Below are 19,170 nucleotides of genomic sequence, written 5' to 3'. Positions count from 1 at the left end.
CTGGGCGCTCAGGCGCTGATGTTGTTGCGCCGGCGCAGGGCGGCGGCGATCACCATGACCAATACCGACAGGCCGATCAGCAGCGTCGAAGCGACGGCGATCACCGGTGTCAGGTCCTGACGCAGGGTGGTCCACATTTTCACGGGAAGGGTTTGCAGGGTCGGGCTGGCCATCATCACGCTGAGCACCACTTCATCCCACGAAACGAGGAAGGCGAAGAGGGCGCCGGCGACCATGCCCGGACGTATTGCCGGGAACGTCACCTTGAGCACCGCTTGCAGGCGTGAGACGCCGCAGATCACTGCCGCGTCTTCGATCGACTGATCGAACAGCTTCAGCGAGTTGATGATCGAGATGATGGTGAACGGCAACGCGACGATCACATGGCTGACCACAAAGGCAAACATCGTCCCGGTGTAACCGAGTTTGAGGAACAGCGCGTACACCGCCACGGCGATGATCACCAGCGGCACGATCATCGGCAGAGTGAACAGGCCATAGAGCAGTTCCCGGCCGGGAAAGCGCCCACGTACCAAGGCAAACGCTGTCGGCAGACCGAGGATCACGGCGCAGACGGTCGTCAACACCGCCACCTTGAGGCTGGCGAGTGCCGCATTCATCCAGTCGGGGTTGGAGAAGAACTGGCCGTACCATTTCAGTGTCCACCCCGGTGGCGGGAACACCAGCCATTGGGACGAGCCGAACGACAGCAGGACAATGAACACGATCGGCAACAGCAGAAACAAACCGATCAGCCCGGTGGTGGTGTAGAGCCCGAAACGCATCCGGCGGCTCATGGCATTGGGAGTCAGGAGCATCTCGGCTTACCTCGCGTTACTGGCGCCAACCGGGGATTCCGGCTGAAGCTTCAGGTAGAAGTAAAACAGCACCAGGGTGATGGCGATCAGCAACGCGGCGCCGGCACTGGCCAGGCCCCAGTTGAGGAACGATTGCACCTGCTGAATGATGAACTCCGGCAGCATCATGTTCTGCGCTCCGCCCAGCAGCGCCGGGGTGACGTAGTAACCGAGCGACATCACAAACACCATCAACCCACCGGACGCCAGCCCGGGCCTGCACAGGGGCAGGAACACCCGTAAGAAGTTGGTCCATGGGCTGGCCCCGCAAATCGAGCCGGCCTGCAGGATCATCGGGTCGATGGCCTGCATGGTCGCCTGCAATGGCAGCACGATGAACGGAATCATGATGTAGCTCATGCCGATCACCACGCCGGTCAGGTTATGCACCATTTCCAGCGGCTGATCGATGATGCCCAGCGCCATCAAAGCCTTGTTGATCACCCCTGAGGCTTGCAGCAGCACCAGCCACGAATAGGTGCGGGCGAGGAGGCTGGTCCACATCGACAGCAACACGATGTTGAGGATCCAGCGACCCCAGCCGCGCGGCACCAAGGTGATCGCCCAAGCCAGCGGGAAGCCCAGCAACAGACTGAACAGCGTCACCAGCCCGGCCACTGAAAAGGTGTTGAGCAGCACGCGGGCATACGCCGAGTTGGCGAACAGTTGTTCATAGTTGCCAAGGCCCGGGGTGGGTTCGAGCACACCGCGCAACAGCAAACCAATCAACGGCGCCAGAAAGAACAGGCCGAGGAACAGCAGCGCCGGGACGAGGTTGCCGGCGCCGCGCCAGCGTTGTCTGAGGGAGGGGACTTGCGGCATCGCAATCGCCTTTTGTCCTGCGGCCGAGCCGGCAGCGCTTGCGGTGCTCCCGGTGGCAGTGGAGGGACGGGACGCAGTGGCCGCCATTTTCATTTGACCAGCCATTCGTTCCACCGTGTCGCGATGGCCTGGCCGTTTTTGGCCCAGTACGCGAAGTCGAGAGTGATCTGATCCTTAGCGTAGGCAGTCGGCAGGTTCGGGGCCAGCACCGAATCCAGGCGCGCCACGCTGTCGACGTTGACCGGGGCGTAAGCGGTCAGGTTGGAGAAGTCGGCCTGGCCTTTGGCACTGCTGGCGTTGGCCAGGAACTTCATCGCCGCGTCCTTGTTTTTCGAGCCTTTTGGAATCACCAGAATGTCAGCCATGACCAGATTCTGCTTCCAGCTCACACCCACCGGCGCGCCATCTTCTTGCAGGGCGTGAATGCGGCCGTTCCAGAACTGACCCATGCTGACTTCACCCGAGGCCAACAGTTGCTGCGACTGCGCGCCGCCGCCCCACCAGACGATGTCTTTCTTGATGGTGTCGAGTTTCTTGAAGGCGCGATCCAGGTCCAGCGGGTAGAGCTTGTCGGCGGGTACGCCATCGGCCAGCAGCGCCAGTTCGAGCACGCCGGGGCTTGGCCATTTGTACAGGGCGCGTTTGCCGGGGTAGGTCTTGGTGTCGAACAGCGCCGTCCAGTCTTGCGGCTTGGCAGCGCCGAGCTTGCCTTCGTTGTAGCCGAGGACGAAGGAGAAGAAGAACGAGCCGACGCCGTAATCGCTGACAAAGCGTGGGTCGATCTTGTCGCGCTGGATGACGTTGAAATCGAGGGGTTCGAGCAGCCCTTCAGCGGCGGCGCGCAGGGCGAAATCGGCTTCGACATCGACCACGTCCCATTGCACGTTGCCGCTTTCGACCATGGCTTTGAGTTTGCCGTAGTCGGTCGGACCGTCCTGCACGACAGTGATGCCGCTGGCCCTGCTGAACGGGTCAGCCCAGGCCTGTTTCTGCGCATCCTGGGTGCTTCCGCCCCAACTGACAAAATTCACGCTCTCGGCGGCCATGGCGGCCTGGCCGGTGACGCTCAGCAGTCCGGCAAAAAGGATTGCGGTTGCAGCTTTGTTCAACACCATTTTTACGCCCTCATTGTTGTGTTTTTGAGCGGGCTTGCGTTGTTGCCCGCCTATCGGGGAGCAGTAGATGGACGTTCTTTGGAATGTCCGGTCTATGGAATATCATATTATGGTATTCCAAACTTTGTGCAAGCACTTTGCCTTACCGGTTATCTGGCGAATGTCCTTTTTGGGGCCGTGAGATGACGATCGGGAAATGCAAAACCCTTGTGGGAAGGGGCTTGCTCCCGAACGCGGTCGGTCATTGAACATTGATGTCGACTGATACATCGCCTTCGGGAGCAAGCCCCCTCCCACAGTTGGAATTGTGTTTGGCGTGGATTATTCGGTGAACGGGATGCTCTCGACCACCTCCAGGTCATACCCGGTCAGGCCTGCATATTTCAGTGGCGGGCCGAGATGGCGCAGCTTGCCCACCCCAAGGTTCTGCAGAATCTGAGCCCCGGTTCCCACTTCCGAATAAATCCGCGATTGCGACCGGCTGAACTGTCGGGGCGGTTGAGTCAGTTGCGGTACACGCTCCAGCAAAGCCTGGGACGACTCATGATTGGCCAACACCACGACAACGCCGTGGCCCTCGGCCGCGACCCGCTGCAGCGCCGCCCATAATGTCCAGTTGCTCGGCCCGCTGTACTCGGCGCCGACCAGATCGCGTAGCGGATCGATCACATGCACGCGCACCAGCGTCGGCGCTTCGCGGCGCAAATCGCCCATGACCATCGCCATGTGCACGCCGCCTTCGATACGGTCTTCAAACGTGATCAATCGGAACGTGCCATGGACCGTCGGCAATTCGCGCTCGCCGATGCGTTCGATGGTGTGCTCGGTGCTCAGGCGATAGTGGATCAGGTCGGCGATGGTGCCGATCTTGATCCCGTGCTTGCGCGCGAACACTTCCAGGTCCGGGCGACGGGCCATGGTGCCGTCATCATTCATCACTTCGACGATCACCGAGGCGGGGGTGAACCCGGCCAGGCGCGCCAGGTCGCAACCGGCCTCAGTGTGACCGGCGCGGGTCAGCACGCCTCCTTCCTTGGCGCGCAGCGGGAAGATATGCCCGGGCTGCACAAGGTCTTCGGCGCGAGCATTTTGCGCCACAGCTGCAGCAACGGTGCAGGCGCGATCGGCGGCGGAAATGCCGGTGGTCACGCCGACCGCCGCTTCGATGGAAACCGTGAACGCGGTGCTGAACACGCTGCCGTTGCTCGGCACCATCTGTTCAAGCCCCAGGCGTTGGCAGTGATCGTCGGTCAATGTCAGGCAAATCAGCCCCCGGGCCTCACGGGCCATGAAGCTGATCGCTTCGGGCGTGCAACGGTCGGCGGCCAGCAACAGGTCGCCTTCGTTTTCCCGGTCTTCGTCATCGACCAGCAGGACCATTTTGCCGAGGCGATAATCTTCGATGATTTCTTCGATGCTGTTGAAGGCCATGCTGGACTCTCGATGTGGATGTAATTCGTGGTATACCATAATACAAATTCAACCAAGAGGTCACTATGAAGGCGTACTGGATTGCTCACGTGGACATCACCGATCCCGATCACTACAGCCAATACACCCAACGCGCCCCGAAAGCGTTCGCCGAGTTTGGCGCGAAATTTCTGGCGCGAGGCGGGCGCAGCGAGGCGATGGAAGGACGCAAGACGCCACAGCGCAGTGTGGTGATCGAATTCGATAGCTACGAGCAAGCACTGGCGTGCTACCACTCGGCGGCGTATCAGGAGGCGAAGCGCTACCGCGAGGAATGGGCGAGGGCAGAAATCATCATCGTCGAGGGCGTGGCGCCACTTTGAGAATCACCACAAATCCCCTGTGGGGGCGACGGTGATCGTCAGCGGATGAAATGAATCTTGCCGCTGTCGTCGTTGCCCATGTAGATCCCATACACCCCGGCCTGGCGTTCCTCGATGTAACGCTCGAGGATCTGCCGGATCGCCGGGTAGTAGATCTGCTCCCACGGGATGTCTTCGGGGGCGAAGAACTTGTAGTCCAGGGTCTCGGGGCCGAACTGGCCGGTGATCTCCAGCGCGAGGGCGCGGAAGATGATGTACACCTCGCTGATCTTCGGCACGCTGAAGATCGAATAGGGCGAGACGATTTCCGCGCGCACGCCGCTTTCTTCCCAGACTTCGCGCAGCGCCGCCTCCTCGGTGGTCTCGCCGCTTTCCATGAAGCCCGCTGGCAACGTCCAGGTGCCCGGACGCGGTGGTATCGCTCGTTGGCACAAGAGGTATTTGCCGTCCTGCTCGATGATGCAGCCGGCAATGATCTTCGGATTGACGTAGTGGATGTAGCCGCAGCCGCGGCACATCAGGCGCTCGTGCGTATCACCCGGCGGCATCTGCTGACCGAGGTCAGGGCCACCGCATTTCGGGCAAAAGCTCGGGCTGGACATGTCAGTGACCTATGCGCGGTTCTTTCAGCGCGATGGGCAGGGTGATCGCGGGAGTTGCGCCGGTCTCTTCCTGTTTGCGCTTGAGGTAATCGAGGGCGACCGTCGCGGCAGCGCGGACGTGATCAACGCAGGCCTGATGCGCCAGCAGCGGGTCGCCGCTCTTGATTGCCGCGACCATTTTTTCCATTTCCTGATTACTGGCGCCACGACGGTTTTCCTGGGACACCGACGTCGCCCGCAGGTAGCTGATGCGTGCCTGCAACTGGCGCAATTGCGTGGCCGCAACGTGGTTGCCGGAGCCTTCGAGCAGGACGTCGTAGAAGCCTTGTACCGAGTCGATCACCTGTTGCAGCTCGCCGTCCTTGAGCGCCTTGCGGTTCTCTTCGAGGGCTTTTTCCAGGGCTTTGATGTCCTTGGCTTTGGCGCGCAGGGTGAACAGTTGAACGATCAGGCCTTCCAGCACGCAACGCAGTTCGTAGATATCGACGGCGTCGGCCAGGGTGATGATGGCGACACGCGGGCCCTTGGCGTCAGCGAATTCCACCAGGCCTTCGGATTCAAGGTGACGCAAGGCTTCGCGCACCGACGTGCGGCTCACGCCCAGGCGATCGCACAGATCGCGTTCAACCAGACGATCGCCTGGCATGAGCTGGAAATTCATGATCGCGCTACGCAGTTTATCCAGCACGATTTCGCGCAGGGTAACGGGGTTGCGATTGACCTTGAAGCTGTCGTCGAGTGGCTGGCGTTTCATGGGGTCCGCTCTTTAAGTTGGCTGTCCATGCCAGACGGGCATCTAAACAGCCGAGGGGTTAACTGGAGGCCTCGGCGTCGGCTTCGGCGAAGGCTTCACGGGCGAGCCGGAAACTGTCCACGGCCGCCGGGACGCCGCAATAAATGCCGACCTGAAGCAGAATTTCGCGTATTTGCTCACGACTCAGGCCGTTACGCAAGGCGCCACGTACATGCAGCTTGAGTTCATGCGGGCGGTTAAGCGCCGAGATCATCGCCAGGTTGATCATGCTGCGTTCTTTGAGCGACAGACCTTCGCGACCCCAGACATGACCCCAGCAGTATTCGGTGACCATTTCCTGCAGCGGACGGGTGAAGTCGTCGGCGTTCTCTATTGAGCGTTGCACATAGGCTTCGCCCAAAACCTGAGTGCGGATCTTCAGGCCTTTTTCGTACTTTTCGTGACTCATCATTCCTCCAATCACCCTGTTTCTCCCTGTGGGAGCGGGCTTGCTCGCGAATGCGGTGGATCATTCGACATTGATGTCGGCTGACACGATGCCTTCGCGAGCAAGCCCGCTTCCACATTGGGAACAATGTGTATCCGTCAGGCCAAGGTGGGCAGGGCGCCCAGCTTGCCCTTGTGATAAATCATCGGCGCTACCGGTTGCGCTGGCAGGATCAGATTTTTCACTGCGCCAACGATGATCGCGTGGTCGCCACCGTCGTATTCACGCCACAATTCACACTCGATGATTGCGGTGGCTTTGGCGAGAATCGGATTCCCGAGTTCGCTCAAGTGCCACTCGATGCCTTTGGCTTTGTCCTTGCCTTTACCGGCGAAGGCGTAGGCTTCAGCGGTCTGCTCGGCGGACAGCAAATGGATTGCGAATTTCTTGCTGTCACGCAGCACGGGGTAGGTGTCGCAAGCGTAATTGGGGCAGAACAGCACCAGCGCCGGATCAATCGACAGCGCACTGAAGGCGCTGGCGGTGATGCCGACGATGGCGCCATCCGGATCGAGGGTGGTGACCACCGTGACGCCGGACGGAAACGAGCTCATGACGTCTTTGTAAATGCCGGGTTCGATCATGTCGCAGGACTCCTAGCGCATCACAAACGGATCAGGCATTGGCGCCTGAGAGAGGTTGATCCACACCGTTTTCAGTTCGGTGTAGGCCAGCACCGAGTCGATGCCGCTTTCGCGTCCATAGCCACTGTTCTTGAAGCCGCCGATGGGCGCCATTGCCGACACCGCGCGGTAGGTGTTGACCCAGATAATTCCAGAGCGCACGTCGCGCGCCAGGCGATGGGCGCGGCCCAGATCGCGCGTCCAGATGCCGGCGGCGAGGCCGAATTGCGAGTCGTTGGCGATCGCCAGCGCTTGGGCCTCATCCTTGAAACGGATGACCGACGCCACTGGGCCAAAGACTTCTTCCTGCATGATCTTCATCGAATTGCGGTCGCACTCGAACAGCGTCGGCTCGTAGAACCAACCTTCACCGAGACCGCTCGGACGTTTGCCGCCGGTGCGCAAGCGCGCGCCTTCTGCGATGGCGTCGGCGACCAGCCCTTCGACCACTGCCAGTTGCTGCGCGGTGGCCATTGGGCCCATTTCGCTGCTGTCTTCCTGCGGGTTGCCGATGCGGATGCGTTTGGCCCGTTCGACCAGACGACTGACAAACTCGTCGTAAATCTCGTCCTGCACCAACAATCGCGAACCGGACACACAGCTCTGGCCCGAGGCCGCATAGATCCCGGCAATCGCGCCGTTGATCGCGCTGTCGAGATCGGCGTCGGCAAAAATGATGTTCGGCGACTTGCCGCCCAGTTCCAGCGACAGCTTGGCGAAGTTCTCGGCGCTGCTGCGCACCACATGCCGGGCCGTGGCCGCGCCGCCGGTGAAGGCGATCTTGCGGATCAGCGGATGGCGGGTAAGGGCGGCGCCGGTGCTCGGGCCGTAACCGGTCACAACGTTGACCACGCCTGGCGGAATCCCGGCTTCGAGGGCCAGACGCGCCAGTTCAAGGATGGTCGCCGACGCGTGCTCTGACGGCTTGATTACGATGGTGTTACCGGCGGCGAGCGCCGGCGCCAGTTTGATCGCGGTCAGGTACAGCGGGCTGTTCCAGGGAATGATCGCCGCGACCACGCCCATGGCTTCGTGAACCGTGTAGGCGAACAGGTCGGGCTTGTCCAGCGGCAAGGTGCCGCCTTCGAGCTTGTCAGCCAAACCGGCGGTGTAGTGGAAGAATTCCGGCAGATAACCCACCTGACCCCGGGTTTCACGAATCAGTTTGCCGTTGTCGCGGCTTTCCAGCTGCGCCAGTTGCTCTTTGTTCTCGGCGATCAAGTCACCGAGGCGGCGCAGCAGTTTGCCGCGCGCGGTGGCGGTCAGACCGCGCCAGGCAGGGCTGTCGAACGCGCTTTGCGCTGATTGCACAGCGCGTTCGACGTCGGCCTCATCTGCGTCAGGCAGTTCAGCCCAAGGTTCGGCCAGGGCTGGATTGAGGCTTTGGAAAGTCTTGCCGCTGAGGGCATCGACCCATTCTGCGCCGATGCACATCTGGAAGCGTGCGAGTGTCATGCAACGATCCCCTTTATATGGTTTTGTCGGGAGTGTGCGAATTCGAGAAATTCCAACAGCGTCTGGTTGACCAGACGCGGCGACTCTACGGGCATCATATGCCGTTGTTCCGCCAGCACGGCAACCTTCGCGCCGGGGATGCGGCGGGCCAGTTGCTCGGCCATTTCCGGGGTCGAACCGGGGTCGAGCTCGCCCGTGGCGATCAGCGTCGGCGCCTGAATGCTGCTCAGGTCGTCGGCGCGGTACATGTCCTGCGTTGCGAACAGTTCGTAGGTGGTCAGGTAACCCTGTGGGTCATTGCCGGCCAGGGTCTGGCGGATCGCGGCGATCTGCGCCGGGTTGGCGGCCTGATATTCGCGGCTGAACCAGCGCGACAGCGCGGCTTCGGCATTGGCGTCCGGACCGTGTTCGGCGGCTTGAGCGGTGCGCGCAATGACGCCGGCGCGCTGCTCTTCGCTGCGATTGAACACGCTGTTGAGCACGACCAGGCTTTGCAGGCGCTGCGGGTAATGCAGCGCAAAGGCCCGCGCCACCAGACCGCCCATCGAGAAGCCGATCACCGCTGCTTGCGGCAGGTTGAGGTGATCGAGCAGCTCCAGCAACTGATCGGCGTAACCGAGCAGGTCGGTACCGCTGGCCGGTCGCGGGCTGGCGCCATGGCCAAGCATGTCGTAAGCGACCACCCGATATTGCGTGGCGAGGCCGACGATCTGGCCGCCCCACATTTCTTTGTTCAGGCCCACGCCGTGGATCAAGACCACGGGCTGGCCTTCGCCGGTCGCCAGATAACTGGTGCCAGCCGGGGTGAGTTCAGCGGTGAGCCGAATCATGGAGCGCTCCTGCAATGCCTTTTTATTGTGATTACTGGGCTTTTTCGGCGGCCAGTTCTTCCAGATCGATGTAACGGTTGCCGATGCGCGGGTGCAGGCGGCCACCGTCGGCGCAACCCAGCACCACGACGATTTCGTCGGCGCGCGGTGCGTCTTCGATCTGCATTTCCAGGGTGATGTAGTGCGAACGCAGGCCTTCGTCGTCCTTGTGCATCATCGGAATCTGAATCGAAGTGCCCGGGCCGCCGCGCTTGTTGGTGAAGCTCAGGTAGCTCTTGGCTTTGACCGCTTCGCGGTAGTGGTTGCCGAAGCGCAGGGTGTGGATCACGGCGGAGGCGTGTTCGATTTCGCCGTCAGCACCCACCACGGCAGCCTTGCCGTAGGCCTCGATCTTTTCTGCGCCGCCAATGAGGCCGACCAGACGCTCGACCATCATGGCGCCGAGGTCGGAGCAGTTGGCGCGGATCTGCGGTTTCAGGTCTTCGACAAAGCCGTTACCCACCCAAGGGTTTTTCATCACAACAGCGAGGCCGACCATGGTCACCGGCGTGTCGGTGGCTTTGCCGCCTTCGATGAAGGTTTCTTCGACATAGCTGACGATCTTGCGAATTTCGAAACTCATGAGCTGCTCCGTAGGGGGATTGAGAGTGTCTGTGCGTCTGATGGTATACCATAATACCAATCGTGCAAGTCCCCTCGGTAACTTTTGCCGCATCCATCCGGCGAATGGCCATGCATTCACCTACAGCCACAAATCCCCAAAACACCACTAACCCTGTGCGAGGGAGCTTGCTCGCGAAATCGGCGCATCCACATCGCCTTCGGGAGCAAGCCCCCTCCCACAATGCAAATCACTGGCGACAGGAGCCTGTATCTGGTTAACAAAAGATAACGTGGCGCCGATTGTCAGACGTTTCGAAAGCCCGATAGGATGAGCCAGCTTCCGAAGGGGCTCTGGATGGCGGGTTTCAGGACTATGCTTCTGACCAGTCATCACCGGAGCACCCTTGCGGCGCCCTTGAAGGCCAAACGGCCTAACAATAATAAATAGGGGAAGGTCTATGAGTCGTTGCCGCCCGCCGGCGTTTCGCAACACCGCGTTGCTGGTCACAGCACTCTCCATGCTGGGCTTCGCCAGCGTGTCGGCACCCGTGATCGCCGCCGAGGCGCCAGCCGACGTGGTGTATGCCCTCGAATCAGCCAAAGCCGCAAAAAGCCTGATGCTTGACGTCGTCCATGCCGGCGCCCGATTGGTGGCCGTCGGGGATCGTGGGCACATTCTCTATTCCGATGACCAGGGCAAGTCCTGGACCCAGGCCAAGGTGCCGAGCCGGCAACTGCTGACCGCTGTGTACTTTGTCGACGACAAACATGGCTGGGCCGTCGGCCACGATGCGCAGATTCTCGCCAGCGAGGACGGCGGTCTGACCTGGACCAAACAATTCGAAGACCTCAAACGCGAATCGCCGCTGCTCGACGTCTGGTTCAAGGACGTCAACAGCGGCATCGCCGTAGGTGCCTACGGCGCGCTGCTGGAAACCACCGACGGCGGCAAGCATTGGGAAGACATCAGCGACCGCCTCGACAACGAAGACCAGTTTCACCTCAACGCCATCGCGGCGGTGAAAGACGCCGGGCTGTTCATTGTCGGCGAGTCGGGCAGCATGTTCCGCTCCGCTGATGGGGGGCAGACCTGGGAAAAACTTGAAGGCCCTTATGAAGGCTCGCTGTTCGGCGTGATCGGCACGGCTTCGCCGCAGACGCTGCTCGCTTACGGCTTGCGCGGCAACCTCTACCGCTCCACGGATTTCGGCAGCACCTGGGAACAGGTCGAGCTGAAAGCTGCGCGAGGCTCGCTGGAATTCGGTCTGTCCGGCGCTACGTTGCTCGAGGACGGCTCGATCGTGATCGTCGGCAACGGTGGCTCGGTGATCAGCAGCAGCGACGACGGTGAGACCTTCAGCGTGTTCAATCGCCCGGATCGCATTTCGCTGTCGTCGGTCACCGCCGCCGGCAACGGCAACCTGATTCTGACCGGGCAGGGCGGTGTTCACACCACGCTGCCAAACGGTGCCGAGATCAATAATAAGAAGGCGGGGCTATGACTTCCTTGAGCAATCATCATCAGGACAAGGCGACGTTCCTTGAACGTCTGATTTTCAACAACCGCCCGGTAGTGATCCTGATCTGCCTGGTGGTGAGCATTTTTCTGTTCTGGCAGGCCACGCTGATCCGGCCGTCCACCAGCTTCGAGAAAATGATCCCGCTCAAGCATCCGTTCATCGAGAAGATGATGGAGCACCGCAACGACCTGGCGAACCTGGGCAATACCGTGCGTATTTCGGTGGAAGCCACCGACGGCGACATCTTCTCCAAGGAATACATGGAGACCCTGCGCCAGATCAACGACGAGGTGTTCTACATCTCCGGCGTTGACCGGTCCGGTCTCAAGTCGCTGTGGAGTCCGAGCGTGCGCTGGACCGAAGTGACCGAAGAAGGTTTTGCCGGCGGTGAAGTGATCCCGCAGAGCTACAACGGCTCGCAAGACAGCCTCGATCTGCTGCGCAACAACGTGCTCAAGTCCGGTCAGGTCGGGCGTCTGGTGGCCAACGACTTCAAGTCGAGCATCGTCGACATTCCGCTCTTGGAGTCGTACCCGGACCCGCAGGATCAGGGCAAGTTGCTGGCGCTGGATTACCGCAAGTTCTCCCATGAACTGGAAGAAAAGATCCGCGACAAGTTCGAAGCGCAAAACCCCAACGTCAAAATCCACATCGTCGGTTTCGCCAAGAAAGTGGGCGACCTGATCGACGGTCTGGTGATGGTGGTGCTGTTCTTCGGCATCGCGTTCGTCATCACCCTGATCCTGTTGCTGTGGTTCACCAACTGCGTGCGCAGCACCATTGCCGTGTTGAGCACCACGCTGGTGGCGGTGGTCTGGCAACTGGGGTTGATGCACTTCTTTGGCTTTGGGCTTGATCCGTATTCGATGCTGGTGCCGTTCCTGATCTTCGCCATCGGCATCTCCCACGGTGTGCAGAAGATCAACGGGATCGCCCTGCAATCGAGCGAGGCAGAAAACGCCCTGACCGCCGCACGGCGAACGTTCCGGCAACTGTTCCTGCCGGGGATGATCGCGATTCTCGCGGACGCGGTCGGCTTCATCACGCTGCTGATCATCGACATCGGTGTGATCCGCGAACTGGCTTTCGGCGCGTCCATCGGCGTGGCCGTCATCGTGTTCACCAACCTGATTCTGCTGCCGGTCGCGATCTCTTATGTCGGCATCAGTAAACGCGCCATTGCCAGAAGCAAGAAGGACGCAAACCGCGAACATCCGTTCTGGCGCCTGCTGTCGAACTTCGCCAGCCCGAAAGTCGCACCGGTCTCCGTTGCTCTGGCGCTGATCGCCTTCGGTGGCGGCCTCTGGTACAGCCAGAACCTGAAAATCGGCGACCTCGACCAAGGTGCGCCGGAGTTGCGTCCGGACTCACGCTACAACAAGGACAACAACTTCATCATCAACAACTACTCGACCAGCTCCGACGTGCTGGTGGTGATGGTCAAGACCAAGAAAGAAGGTTGTTCGCGTTACGAAGCCATGGCACCGATCGATGAGCTGATGTGGAAGATGCAGAACACCGAGGGCGTGCAGTCGGCGATCTCGCTGGTGACCGTGTCCAAGCAGATGATCAAGGGCATGAACGAGGGCAACCTGAAATGGGAAACCCTGTCGCGCAACCCAGACGTGCTGAACAGCTCGATTGCACGGGCCGATGGCCTGTACAACAACAGTTGCTCAGTAGCGCCGGTGCTGGTGTTCCTCAACGATCACAAGGCTGAAACCCTTGATCGGGCGGTGCATGCGGTGCAGGAATTTGCCAGGGAGAACAATAAGGAAGGTCTGGAGTTCATCCTGGCGGCGGGTAACGCCGGGATCGAAGCCGCCACCAACGAGGTCATCAAGCAGGCTGAATTGACCATCCTGATTCTGGTGTACATCTGTGTGGCAGTCATGTGCATGATCACCTTCCGCTCGTGGGCGGCGACCTTGTGCATCGTGCTGCCACTGGTGCTGACGTCGGTACTCGGCAACGCACTGATGGCGTTCATGGGCATCGGCGTGAAAGTCGCGACCTTGCCGGTGGTGGCGTTGGGTGTGGGGATCGGCGTGGACTACGGCATCTACATCTACAGCCGTCTGGAGAGTTTCCTGCGTGCCGGTCTGCCGTTGCAGGAAGCCTATTACCAGACCCTGAAATCCACCGGTAAAGCGGTGCTGTTCACCGGCCTGTGCCTGGCCATCGGCGTGTGCACCTGGATCTTCTCGGCGATCAAGTTCCAGGCCGACATGGGCCTGATGCTGACCTTCATGCTGTTGTGGAACATGTTCGGTGCGCTGTGGCTGCTGCCGGCACTGGCCAAGTTCCTGATCAAACCGGAGAAGCTGGCGGGGCAGAAAGGCAATTCGTTGTTTGCCCACTGACCTGAGCGCCTGAAACGACAAAGCCGCAACCTTCGGGTTGCGGCTTTTTTTATATCTCGATATTCACACTAACCCCCTGTGGGAGCGGGCGATCTTCAGTGTTCAGGAGCGTTCGGTACCAAGCACTACGCTCAGCGCACTGCGTGCATCATCCAGTTGCACCAACGTCGCATGCCTTGCACCCAAGGCATCACGGTTCTCGATCGCGGTGAGAATCGCCTTGTGCCGTGGCAACGCCAATTCATGCAGGTTCGGCCGTTGATTCGAATGCTTCAACGCCTCGGCAATCGCCACCGAGAGCATGTTGCACAGATTTGCCAGCAAATCATTGTGAGTCGCATCGGCAATCCGGCTGTGGAAATCCAGGTCCGGTTGCAGCAGGGCTTGCGGTGTCGACGCAGCCTCCATGCGCTGGTAAGCCTCGCCGATGGCGGTGATCTCAGCATCGGTCGCATGCTGGGCGGCGAGGGCGGCGGCGGCCGGTTCGATGATGCTGCGCACGCTGGTCAGGATATTGAAAAATTCATTCTGCGGGCTGCTTTGCATCAGCCAGTGCAGTACGTCCGGGTCGAGCATGTGCCATTCGCGGCGCGCCTTGACCACCGTGCCCACGCGCGGTTTGGAGTACACCAGACCTTTTGCCACCAACACCCGCGTGGCTTCGCGCAACACCGGTCGACTGACCGCGTACTCCTCGCAAAGCAAGGCTTCGGCGGGCAGTTTGTCGTCGGGCAGGAAGCGTCCGGAGACGATCTGCATGCCCAATTCCTGGACGATGCGCGAGTGCATGCTTTTGCGGTCGGAAGGTTTGCGGTAATCCATGGGGAGTGGCGCGATCCTGAGCGATTAAGATGCCGCGCATCATAGCAGGCACGACACAAACGTGAGGCAGACAGACAATCAAATGTGGGAGCGGGCTTGCTCAAGAAAGCCCGCTCTCACAGGGGGATGCATTCCAATGCAGGCGCTGGCGAAGGCTGCGGTTGTTTGTTTTTAATGGGAATGGCGCGGCACTTCAGCTCCACGGCAGCCGACCAGGAAGTCGAAATCGCAGCCCTGATCCGCCTGCAGCACATGGTCGATGTACAACTGACGATAACCGCCCACCAATAATTGCTGCGGCGGTTGCAGGTCAGCCATGCGCGCGGCCAGTTCGGCGTCCGGAATGTCCAGGTGCAGACGCCCGGTGGCGCAGTCGAGTTCGATCCAGTCGCCTTCTTTCACTGTGGCCAGGGGCCCGCCGGCGGCGGCTTCCGGGGCAACGTGCAAAACCACCGTGCCGTAAGCGGTGCCGCTCATCCGTGCGTCAGAGATGCGCACCATGTCCGTCACACCCTCGGCCAGCAGCTTGGCCGGCAGGCCCATGTTGCCGACTTCAGCCATGCCCGGATAACCCTTCGGCCCGCAGTTTTTCATCACCAGAATCGAGTTGGCATCAACATCCAGTTCTGGGTCGTTGATCCGCGCCTTGTACATGTCGAAGTTCTCGAACACCACGGCACGGCCGCGATGCTGCATCAACGCTGGCGTGGCGGCGGACGGTTTGAGCACGGCACCAAGAGGGGCCAGATTGCCGCGCAGTACGCAGATGCCGCCGTCAGCACGGATCGGATTGTCGAGGGTGCGAATGACCTCGTCTTCGCCGTAGATCGGCGCGTCTTTGGTGTTCTCGCCAATGGACTTGCCGTTGACTGTCAGCGCGTTCGGATGGGGGATCAGATTGGCCTCACCGAGACGGCGCAGCACCGCTGGCAATCCCCCGGCGTAATAGAACTCTTCCATCAGAAAACGCCCGGAAGGTTGCAGGTCGACGATGGTCGGCATGCCGCGACCGATGCGCGTCCAGTCGTCCAGTTCCAGTTCGACGCCGATGCGTCCGGCGATGGCTTTCAAATGGATCACGGCGTTGGTCGAACCGCCGATGGCGGCGTTGACGCGAATCGCGTTTTCGAAGGCTTCCTTGGTCAGGATCTTCGACAGTTTCAAATCTTCACGCACCATTTCCACAGCGCGCATGCCGGACATGTGCGCCAACACGTACCGCCGCGCATCTACCGCCGGGATGGCCGCGTTGTGCGGTAAGGAAGTGCCCAGTGCTTCAGCCATGCAAGCCATGGTCGATGCGGTGCCCATGGTGTTGCAGGTGCCCGCCGAACGCGACATGCCGCCCTCGGCTGCGAGGAAGTCGTCCAGGGTGATGGTGCCGGCCTTGACTTGCTCACTGAGCTGCCAGACCACGGTGCCCGAGCCGATGTCCTTGCCTTTGTGTTTGCCGTTGAGCATCGGCCCGCCGGTGACAACGATGGCCGGCACATCGCAACTGGCCGCGCCCATCAGCAGCGCCGGAGTGGTTTTGTCGCAACCGGTCAGCAACACCACGCCGTCAATCGGGTTGCCACGAATGGCTTCTTCGACGTCCATGCTCGCCAGGTTGCGCGTCAGCATGGCGGTGGGACGCAAGTTCGATTCGCCGTTGGAGAACACCGGGAATTCCACCGGGAATCCACCGGCCTCGATCACCCCGCGTTTGACGTGCTCCGCGATCTGGCGGAAATGCGCGTTGCACGGGGTCAGTTCCGACCAGGTATTGCAGATGCCGATGATCGGCTTGCCATGAAACTGGTGGTCGGCGATGCCCTGATTCTTCATCCAGCTGCGGTACATGAAGCCGTTCTTGTCGGCCGTGCCAAACCATTGGGCCGAGCGCAGGGTGGGTTTCTTATCAGACATGATCGATTCTCTTATTGTATGACTATAGTGTTCGAGCTGAGGCTTAACATAAGCGCAATTTAGGCGCTTTGGAAGTGGTTGTTGGGTAATTAGTATTACTATATAGTCGTTTTCGACGGAGGGATGGTCCTGGCGGTTTTCCGTGAGAGGCGTCCCCCGAGGTTCTATAAAAACAACAATCGGAGACCGATCCCATGAGCCAGGAACTGCGGCTTATTCGCCGCATCACGCTGAAACTGATCCCCTTCCTGATCCTGCTGTACCTGATTGCCTATGTGGATCGCTCCGCCGTCGGCTTCGCCAAACTGCACATGGGAGCCGACATCGGCATCGGTGATGCGGCTTATGGCCTCGGTGCTGGGCTGTTCTTCATCGGCTACTTTCTGCTGGAAATCCCCAGCAACCTGATGCTTGAACGTTTCGGCGCGCGGCGCTGGTTCGCGCGGATCATGATCACCTGGGGCGCCATCACTATCGGCATGGCGTTCGTCCAGGGCCCGCACAGTTTCTATGTCATGCGCTTTCTGCTCGGTGCGGCAGAAGCGGGGTTCTTTCCCGGCGTTCTGTACTACATCACCCAATGGTTCCCGGTGCGCCATCGCGGCAAGATTCTTGGCCTGTTCATTCTTTCGCAGCCCATCGCGATGCTGATCACCGGCCCCGTCTCCGGCGGCCTGCTGGGGATGGACGGCGTCCTCGGGCTGCACGGCTGGCAGTGGCTGTTCATCGTCATCGGCACCCCGGCGATCCTGCTGACCTGGCCGGTGCTGCGCTGGTTGCCGGATGGCCCGGAGCAAGTGAAGTGGATGGATCAGGCCGAGAAGGACTGGCTGACCCGTGAGCTGAAAAAAGATCTGGAGGAATACGGCCAGACCCGTCACGGCAATCCGCTGCATGCGCTCAAAGACAAACGCGTCTTGCTGCTGGCGCTGTTCTATCTGCCGGTGACCTTGAGCATTTATGGCCTCGGCTTGTGGCTGCCGACGCTGATCAAACAATTTGGCGGCACTGATCTGGTGACCGGTTTCGTGTCATCGGTGCCGTACATTTTCGGGATCATCGGTTTGCTGATCGTGCCGCGCAGTTCAGACCGTTTGAATGATCGCTACGGCCATCTGGCAGTGCTTTATGTGCTGGGCGCGATAGGTCTTTTTCTCAGTGCCTGGCTGTCGATGCCAGTGGCGCAGTTGGCCGCGCTGTGTCTGGTGGCGTTTGCGCTGTTTTCCTGCACGGCGGTGTTCTGGACCTTGCCGGGGCGCTTCTTTGCCGGCGCGAGTGCAGCGGCAGGGATCGCGTTGATCAACTCGGTGGGCAATCTTGGCGGTTACATCGGGCCGTTCGTGATCGGCGCGTTGAAGGAATACACCGGGAATCTGGCGTCGGGCCTGTATTTCCTCTCGGGGGTGATGATGTTCGGGTTGGTCCTGACCGGTGTTGTGTATCGAGTGCTTGAGCGCAAACACGTACTGCCCGTTGACCAGTTCGCCGCCAGCGCACGCGGCGCTACCCGAACCTGAATCTAAAGAACAGCACAGAACCCATGTGGGAGCGAGCAAGCCCGCTCTCACAGTGGTTCGGCGTGGTTTTCAATATTTGTGCTCTAAAAGGAGAAGAACATGCATCTGGTGCAATTCGAATTGAGTAACGGCGAGCGCCGCGTCGGTGTCGTCGACAAAGGCGTGGTGCGCGAAGTGCAGGATACCCGCACCGTGCGCGATCTGGCGCTGGCGGCCATCGAAGCCGGCGGCACGCTGGAGCAGCAAGTGCAAACCCTTGGCCTGGGTATCAGTCATGACTATGCGCAGTTGCTCAACGAGCTGCGCATCCTGCCGCCACTCGATCACCCGGATCCGGCCCACATGCTGGTCAGCGGCACCGGCCTGACACATCTGGGCAGCGCTTCGGCCCGCGACAAGATGCATCAACAGGCGGGTGACGAAGCCGCCATGACCGACACCATGCGTATCTTCAAATGGGGCGTTGAGGGCGGCAAGCCGGCGGCAGGGCAGGCCGGTGTACAGCCGGAATGGTTTTACAAAGGTGACGGCAGTATCGTCGTGCGCCCGGGCCAGCCATTCCCGTTGCCGCCGTTTGCCGAGGATGCCGGTGAGGAACCGGAAATGGCCGGTCTGTACATCATCGGTCCTGACGGCAAACCCTATCGCCTCGGTTTCGCGGTGGGCAACGAGTTCTCCGACCACGTCATGGAACGCAAGAATTACTTGTATCTGGCGCACTCGAAATTACGCAGTTGCAGTTATGGTCCGGAACTTCGCGTCGGTGAACTACCCCAACACTTGGCAGGCACCACTTGCATCCTGCGTGACGGCGAAGTGTTGTGGCAAAACGAATTCCTCAGCGGCGAGGCCAACATGTGCCACAGCCTGGCCAACCTCGAATACCACCACTTCAAATACAGCCAGTTCTTGCGTCCGGGCGACGTACACATTCACTTCTTCGGCACCGCGACCCTGTCGTTCGCCGATGGCATTCGCACGCAGCCGGGCGACGTGTTCGAGATCAGTCAGGCCGAATTCGGCGCACCGCTGATCAACGGCATCACATCGGTCGCAGCAGCATTTGAACCGGACAGCATCGGCACCCTTTAAGGAGATC

Annotated in this window: 18 protein-coding genes; 5 read left to right on the top strand and 13 right to left on the bottom strand. The window is 60.4% G+C overall.

Annotated elements, in window-relative coordinates; genetic code table 11:
- Nucleotides 1-8: 8 nt before the first annotated feature.
- The 4 genes from ACIOWA_RS05540 to ribBA form a co-directional block, all read right to left on the bottom strand.
- The gene (locus ACIOWA_RS05540) at nucleotides 9-818 is read right to left on the bottom strand and encodes an ABC transporter permease (protein WP_401158651.1); all 810 of its coding nucleotides are present in this window, start codon (nucleotides 816-818) and stop codon (nucleotides 9-11) included.
- 6 nt (nucleotides 819-824) lie between these two features.
- Nucleotides 825-1,772 carry an ABC transporter permease gene (locus ACIOWA_RS05535; protein WP_401158759.1) on the bottom strand — a complete coding sequence of 316 codons (948 nt, stop codon included), beginning with the start codon at nucleotides 1,770-1,772 and terminating at the stop codon, nucleotides 825-827.
- Nucleotides 1,769-2,794 (bottom strand): ABC transporter substrate-binding protein, encoded by a 1,026-nt coding sequence (locus ACIOWA_RS05530; RefSeq protein ID WP_339433205.1) that lies wholly within the window; start codon nucleotides 2,792-2,794, stop codon nucleotides 1,769-1,771. Before ACIOWA_RS05530 ends, ACIOWA_RS05535 begins: the two co-directional genes overlap by 4 nt.
- Before the next feature lie 321 nt (nucleotides 2,795-3,115).
- Complete coding sequence (gene ribBA, locus ACIOWA_RS05525) at nucleotides 3,116-4,225, bottom strand: bifunctional 3,4-dihydroxy-2-butanone-4-phosphate synthase/GTP cyclohydrolase II (protein WP_401158649.1); 1,110 nt, start codon at nucleotides 4,223-4,225, stop codon at nucleotides 3,116-3,118.
- A gap of 65 nt (nucleotides 4,226-4,290) precedes the next feature.
- Here ribBA and ACIOWA_RS05520 point away from each other — a divergent pair, with 65 nt between their 5' ends.
- Nucleotides 4,291-4,587: a DUF1330 domain-containing protein gene (locus ACIOWA_RS05520; RefSeq protein ID WP_339494690.1), complete on the top strand. Its 297-nt coding sequence runs from the start codon at nucleotides 4,291-4,293 to the stop codon at nucleotides 4,585-4,587.
- 38 nt (nucleotides 4,588-4,625) lie between these two features.
- Here ACIOWA_RS05520 and ACIOWA_RS05515 read toward each other — a convergent pair whose 3' ends face one another.
- The 7 genes from ACIOWA_RS05515 to ACIOWA_RS05485 form a co-directional block, all read right to left on the bottom strand.
- Nucleotides 4,626-5,189, bottom strand: a complete 564-nt coding sequence (locus ACIOWA_RS05515) for an NUDIX hydrolase (RefSeq protein ID WP_339494688.1) — start codon at nucleotides 5,187-5,189, stop codon at nucleotides 4,626-4,628.
- Nucleotide 5,190: 1 nt separating this feature from the next.
- The gene (locus ACIOWA_RS05510; RefSeq protein WP_339433201.1) at nucleotides 5,191-5,943 is read right to left on the bottom strand and encodes a GntR family transcriptional regulator; all 753 of its coding nucleotides are present in this window, start codon (nucleotides 5,941-5,943) and stop codon (nucleotides 5,191-5,193) included.
- A gap of 58 nt (nucleotides 5,944-6,001) precedes the next feature.
- Nucleotides 6,002-6,391: a carboxymuconolactone decarboxylase family protein gene (locus ACIOWA_RS05505; RefSeq protein WP_339433200.1), complete on the bottom strand. Its 390-nt coding sequence runs from the start codon at nucleotides 6,389-6,391 to the stop codon at nucleotides 6,002-6,004.
- A 137-nt stretch (nucleotides 6,392-6,528) separates the two neighbouring features.
- Entirely contained in the window at nucleotides 6,529-7,014 is a 486-nt protein-coding gene (locus ACIOWA_RS05500) for a flavin reductase family protein (RefSeq protein WP_339433199.1), read from the bottom strand.
- Nucleotides 7,015-7,026: 12 nt separating this feature from the next.
- On the bottom strand, nucleotides 7,027-8,508 hold the full coding sequence (locus ACIOWA_RS05495; RefSeq protein ID WP_339494684.1) for an aldehyde dehydrogenase: 1,482 nt from the start codon (nucleotides 8,506-8,508) through the stop codon (nucleotides 7,027-7,029).
- Nucleotides 8,505-9,338 carry an alpha/beta fold hydrolase gene (locus ACIOWA_RS05490; RefSeq protein ID WP_339433197.1) on the bottom strand — a complete coding sequence of 278 codons (834 nt, stop codon included), beginning with the start codon at nucleotides 9,336-9,338 and terminating at the stop codon, nucleotides 8,505-8,507. Before ACIOWA_RS05490 ends, ACIOWA_RS05495 begins: the two co-directional genes overlap by 4 nt.
- 31 nt (nucleotides 9,339-9,369) lie before the next feature.
- Nucleotides 9,370-9,960, bottom strand: a complete 591-nt coding sequence (locus ACIOWA_RS05485) for an amino acid synthesis family protein (RefSeq protein ID WP_339433196.1) — start codon at nucleotides 9,958-9,960, stop codon at nucleotides 9,370-9,372.
- A gap of 439 nt (nucleotides 9,961-10,399) precedes the next feature.
- Here ACIOWA_RS05485 and ACIOWA_RS05480 point away from each other — a divergent pair, with 439 nt between their 5' ends.
- Nucleotides 10,400-11,443, top strand: coding sequence for a WD40/YVTN/BNR-like repeat-containing protein (locus ACIOWA_RS05480; RefSeq protein ID WP_401158645.1), 1,044 nt, complete (start codon nucleotides 10,400-10,402; stop codon nucleotides 11,441-11,443).
- Nucleotides 11,440-13,824, top strand: a complete 2,385-nt coding sequence (locus ACIOWA_RS05475; protein ID WP_401158643.1) for an RND family transporter — start codon at nucleotides 11,440-11,442, stop codon at nucleotides 13,822-13,824. Before ACIOWA_RS05480 ends, ACIOWA_RS05475 begins: the two co-directional genes overlap by 4 nt.
- A gap of 102 nt (nucleotides 13,825-13,926) precedes the next feature.
- Here ACIOWA_RS05475 and ACIOWA_RS05470 read toward each other — a convergent pair whose 3' ends face one another.
- Nucleotides 13,927-14,646, bottom strand: a complete 720-nt coding sequence (locus ACIOWA_RS05470) for a FadR/GntR family transcriptional regulator (protein ID WP_401158641.1) — start codon at nucleotides 14,644-14,646, stop codon at nucleotides 13,927-13,929.
- A gap of 171 nt (nucleotides 14,647-14,817) precedes the next feature.
- On the bottom strand, nucleotides 14,818-16,554 hold the full coding sequence (locus ACIOWA_RS05465) for an IlvD/Edd family dehydratase (protein WP_339433192.1): 1,737 nt from the start codon (nucleotides 16,552-16,554) through the stop codon (nucleotides 14,818-14,820).
- A gap of 194 nt (nucleotides 16,555-16,748) precedes the next feature.
- On the opposite strand from ACIOWA_RS05465, the gene ACIOWA_RS05460 reads away from it, so the two are divergent.
- Both ACIOWA_RS05460 and araD1 read left to right on the top strand, forming a co-directional pair.
- A complete protein-coding gene (locus ACIOWA_RS05460; RefSeq protein WP_339466132.1) occupies nucleotides 16,749-18,071 on the top strand; it encodes an MFS transporter in 1,323 nt (440 codons plus the stop codon).
- A gap of 99 nt (nucleotides 18,072-18,170) precedes the next feature.
- Complete coding sequence (araD1, locus tag ACIOWA_RS05455; protein WP_401158638.1) at nucleotides 18,171-19,163, top strand: AraD1 family protein; 993 nt, start codon at nucleotides 18,171-18,173, stop codon at nucleotides 19,161-19,163.
- The last annotated feature ends 7 nt before the right edge of the window (nucleotides 19,164-19,170 follow it).

It is taken from the genome of Pseudomonas sp. NPDC087614 (assembly GCF_044743485.1).
GTDB classification, from domain to species: domain Bacteria; phylum Pseudomonadota; class Gammaproteobacteria; order Pseudomonadales; family Pseudomonadaceae; genus Aquipseudomonas; species Aquipseudomonas baetica_A.
This window is presented reverse-complemented; position numbering and strand designations above follow the sequence as displayed.

What these genes read in the sequence shown, in the direction of transcription:
- ACIOWA_RS05540 (WP_401158651.1), bottom strand. Translation starts at nt 818, where the DNA reads ATGCTCCTGACTCCCAATGCCATGAGCCGCCGGATGCGTTTCGGGCTC.
- ACIOWA_RS05535 (WP_401158759.1), bottom strand. Translation starts at nt 1,772, where the DNA reads ATGAAAATGGCGGCCACTGCGTCCCGTCCCTCCACTGCCACCGGGAGC.
- ACIOWA_RS05530 (WP_339433205.1), bottom strand. Translation starts at nt 2,794, where the DNA reads ATGGTGTTGAACAAAGCTGCAACCGCAATCCTTTTTGCCGGACTGCTG.
- ribBA (WP_401158649.1), bottom strand. Translation starts at nt 4,225, where the DNA reads ATGGCCTTCAACAGCATCGAAGAAATCATCGAAGATTATCGCCTCGGC.
- ACIOWA_RS05520 (WP_339494690.1), top strand. Translation starts at nt 4,291, where the DNA reads ATGAAGGCGTACTGGATTGCTCACGTGGACATCACCGATCCCGATCAC.
- ACIOWA_RS05515 (WP_339494688.1), bottom strand. Translation starts at nt 5,189, where the DNA reads ATGTCCAGCCCGAGCTTTTGCCCGAAATGCGGTGGCCCTGACCTCGGT.
- ACIOWA_RS05510 (WP_339433201.1), bottom strand. Translation starts at nt 5,943, where the DNA reads ATGAAACGCCAGCCACTCGACGACAGCTTCAAGGTCAATCGCAACCCC.
- ACIOWA_RS05505 (WP_339433200.1), bottom strand. Translation starts at nt 6,391, where the DNA reads ATGAGTCACGAAAAGTACGAAAAAGGCCTGAAGATCCGCACTCAGGTT.
- ACIOWA_RS05500 (WP_339433199.1), bottom strand. Translation starts at nt 7,014, where the DNA reads ATGATCGAACCCGGCATTTACAAAGACGTCATGAGCTCGTTTCCGTCC.
- ACIOWA_RS05495 (WP_339494684.1), bottom strand. Translation starts at nt 8,508, where the DNA reads ATGACACTCGCACGCTTCCAGATGTGCATCGGCGCAGAATGGGTCGAT.
- ACIOWA_RS05490 (WP_339433197.1), bottom strand. Translation starts at nt 9,338, where the DNA reads ATGATTCGGCTCACCGCTGAACTCACCCCGGCTGGCACCAGTTATCTG.
- ACIOWA_RS05485 (WP_339433196.1), bottom strand. Translation starts at nt 9,960, where the DNA reads ATGAGTTTCGAAATTCGCAAGATCGTCAGCTATGTCGAAGAAACCTTC.
- ACIOWA_RS05480 (WP_401158645.1), top strand. Translation starts at nt 10,400, where the DNA reads ATGAGTCGTTGCCGCCCGCCGGCGTTTCGCAACACCGCGTTGCTGGTC.
- ACIOWA_RS05475 (WP_401158643.1), top strand. Translation starts at nt 11,440, where the DNA reads ATGACTTCCTTGAGCAATCATCATCAGGACAAGGCGACGTTCCTTGAA.
- ACIOWA_RS05470 (WP_401158641.1), bottom strand. Translation starts at nt 14,646, where the DNA reads ATGGATTACCGCAAACCTTCCGACCGCAAAAGCATGCACTCGCGCATC.
- ACIOWA_RS05465 (WP_339433192.1), bottom strand. Translation starts at nt 16,554, where the DNA reads ATGTCTGATAAGAAACCCACCCTGCGCTCGGCCCAATGGTTTGGCACG.
- ACIOWA_RS05460 (WP_339466132.1), top strand. Translation starts at nt 16,749, where the DNA reads ATGAGCCAGGAACTGCGGCTTATTCGCCGCATCACGCTGAAACTGATC.
- araD1 (WP_401158638.1), top strand. Translation starts at nt 18,171, where the DNA reads ATGCATCTGGTGCAATTCGAATTGAGTAACGGCGAGCGCCGCGTCGGT.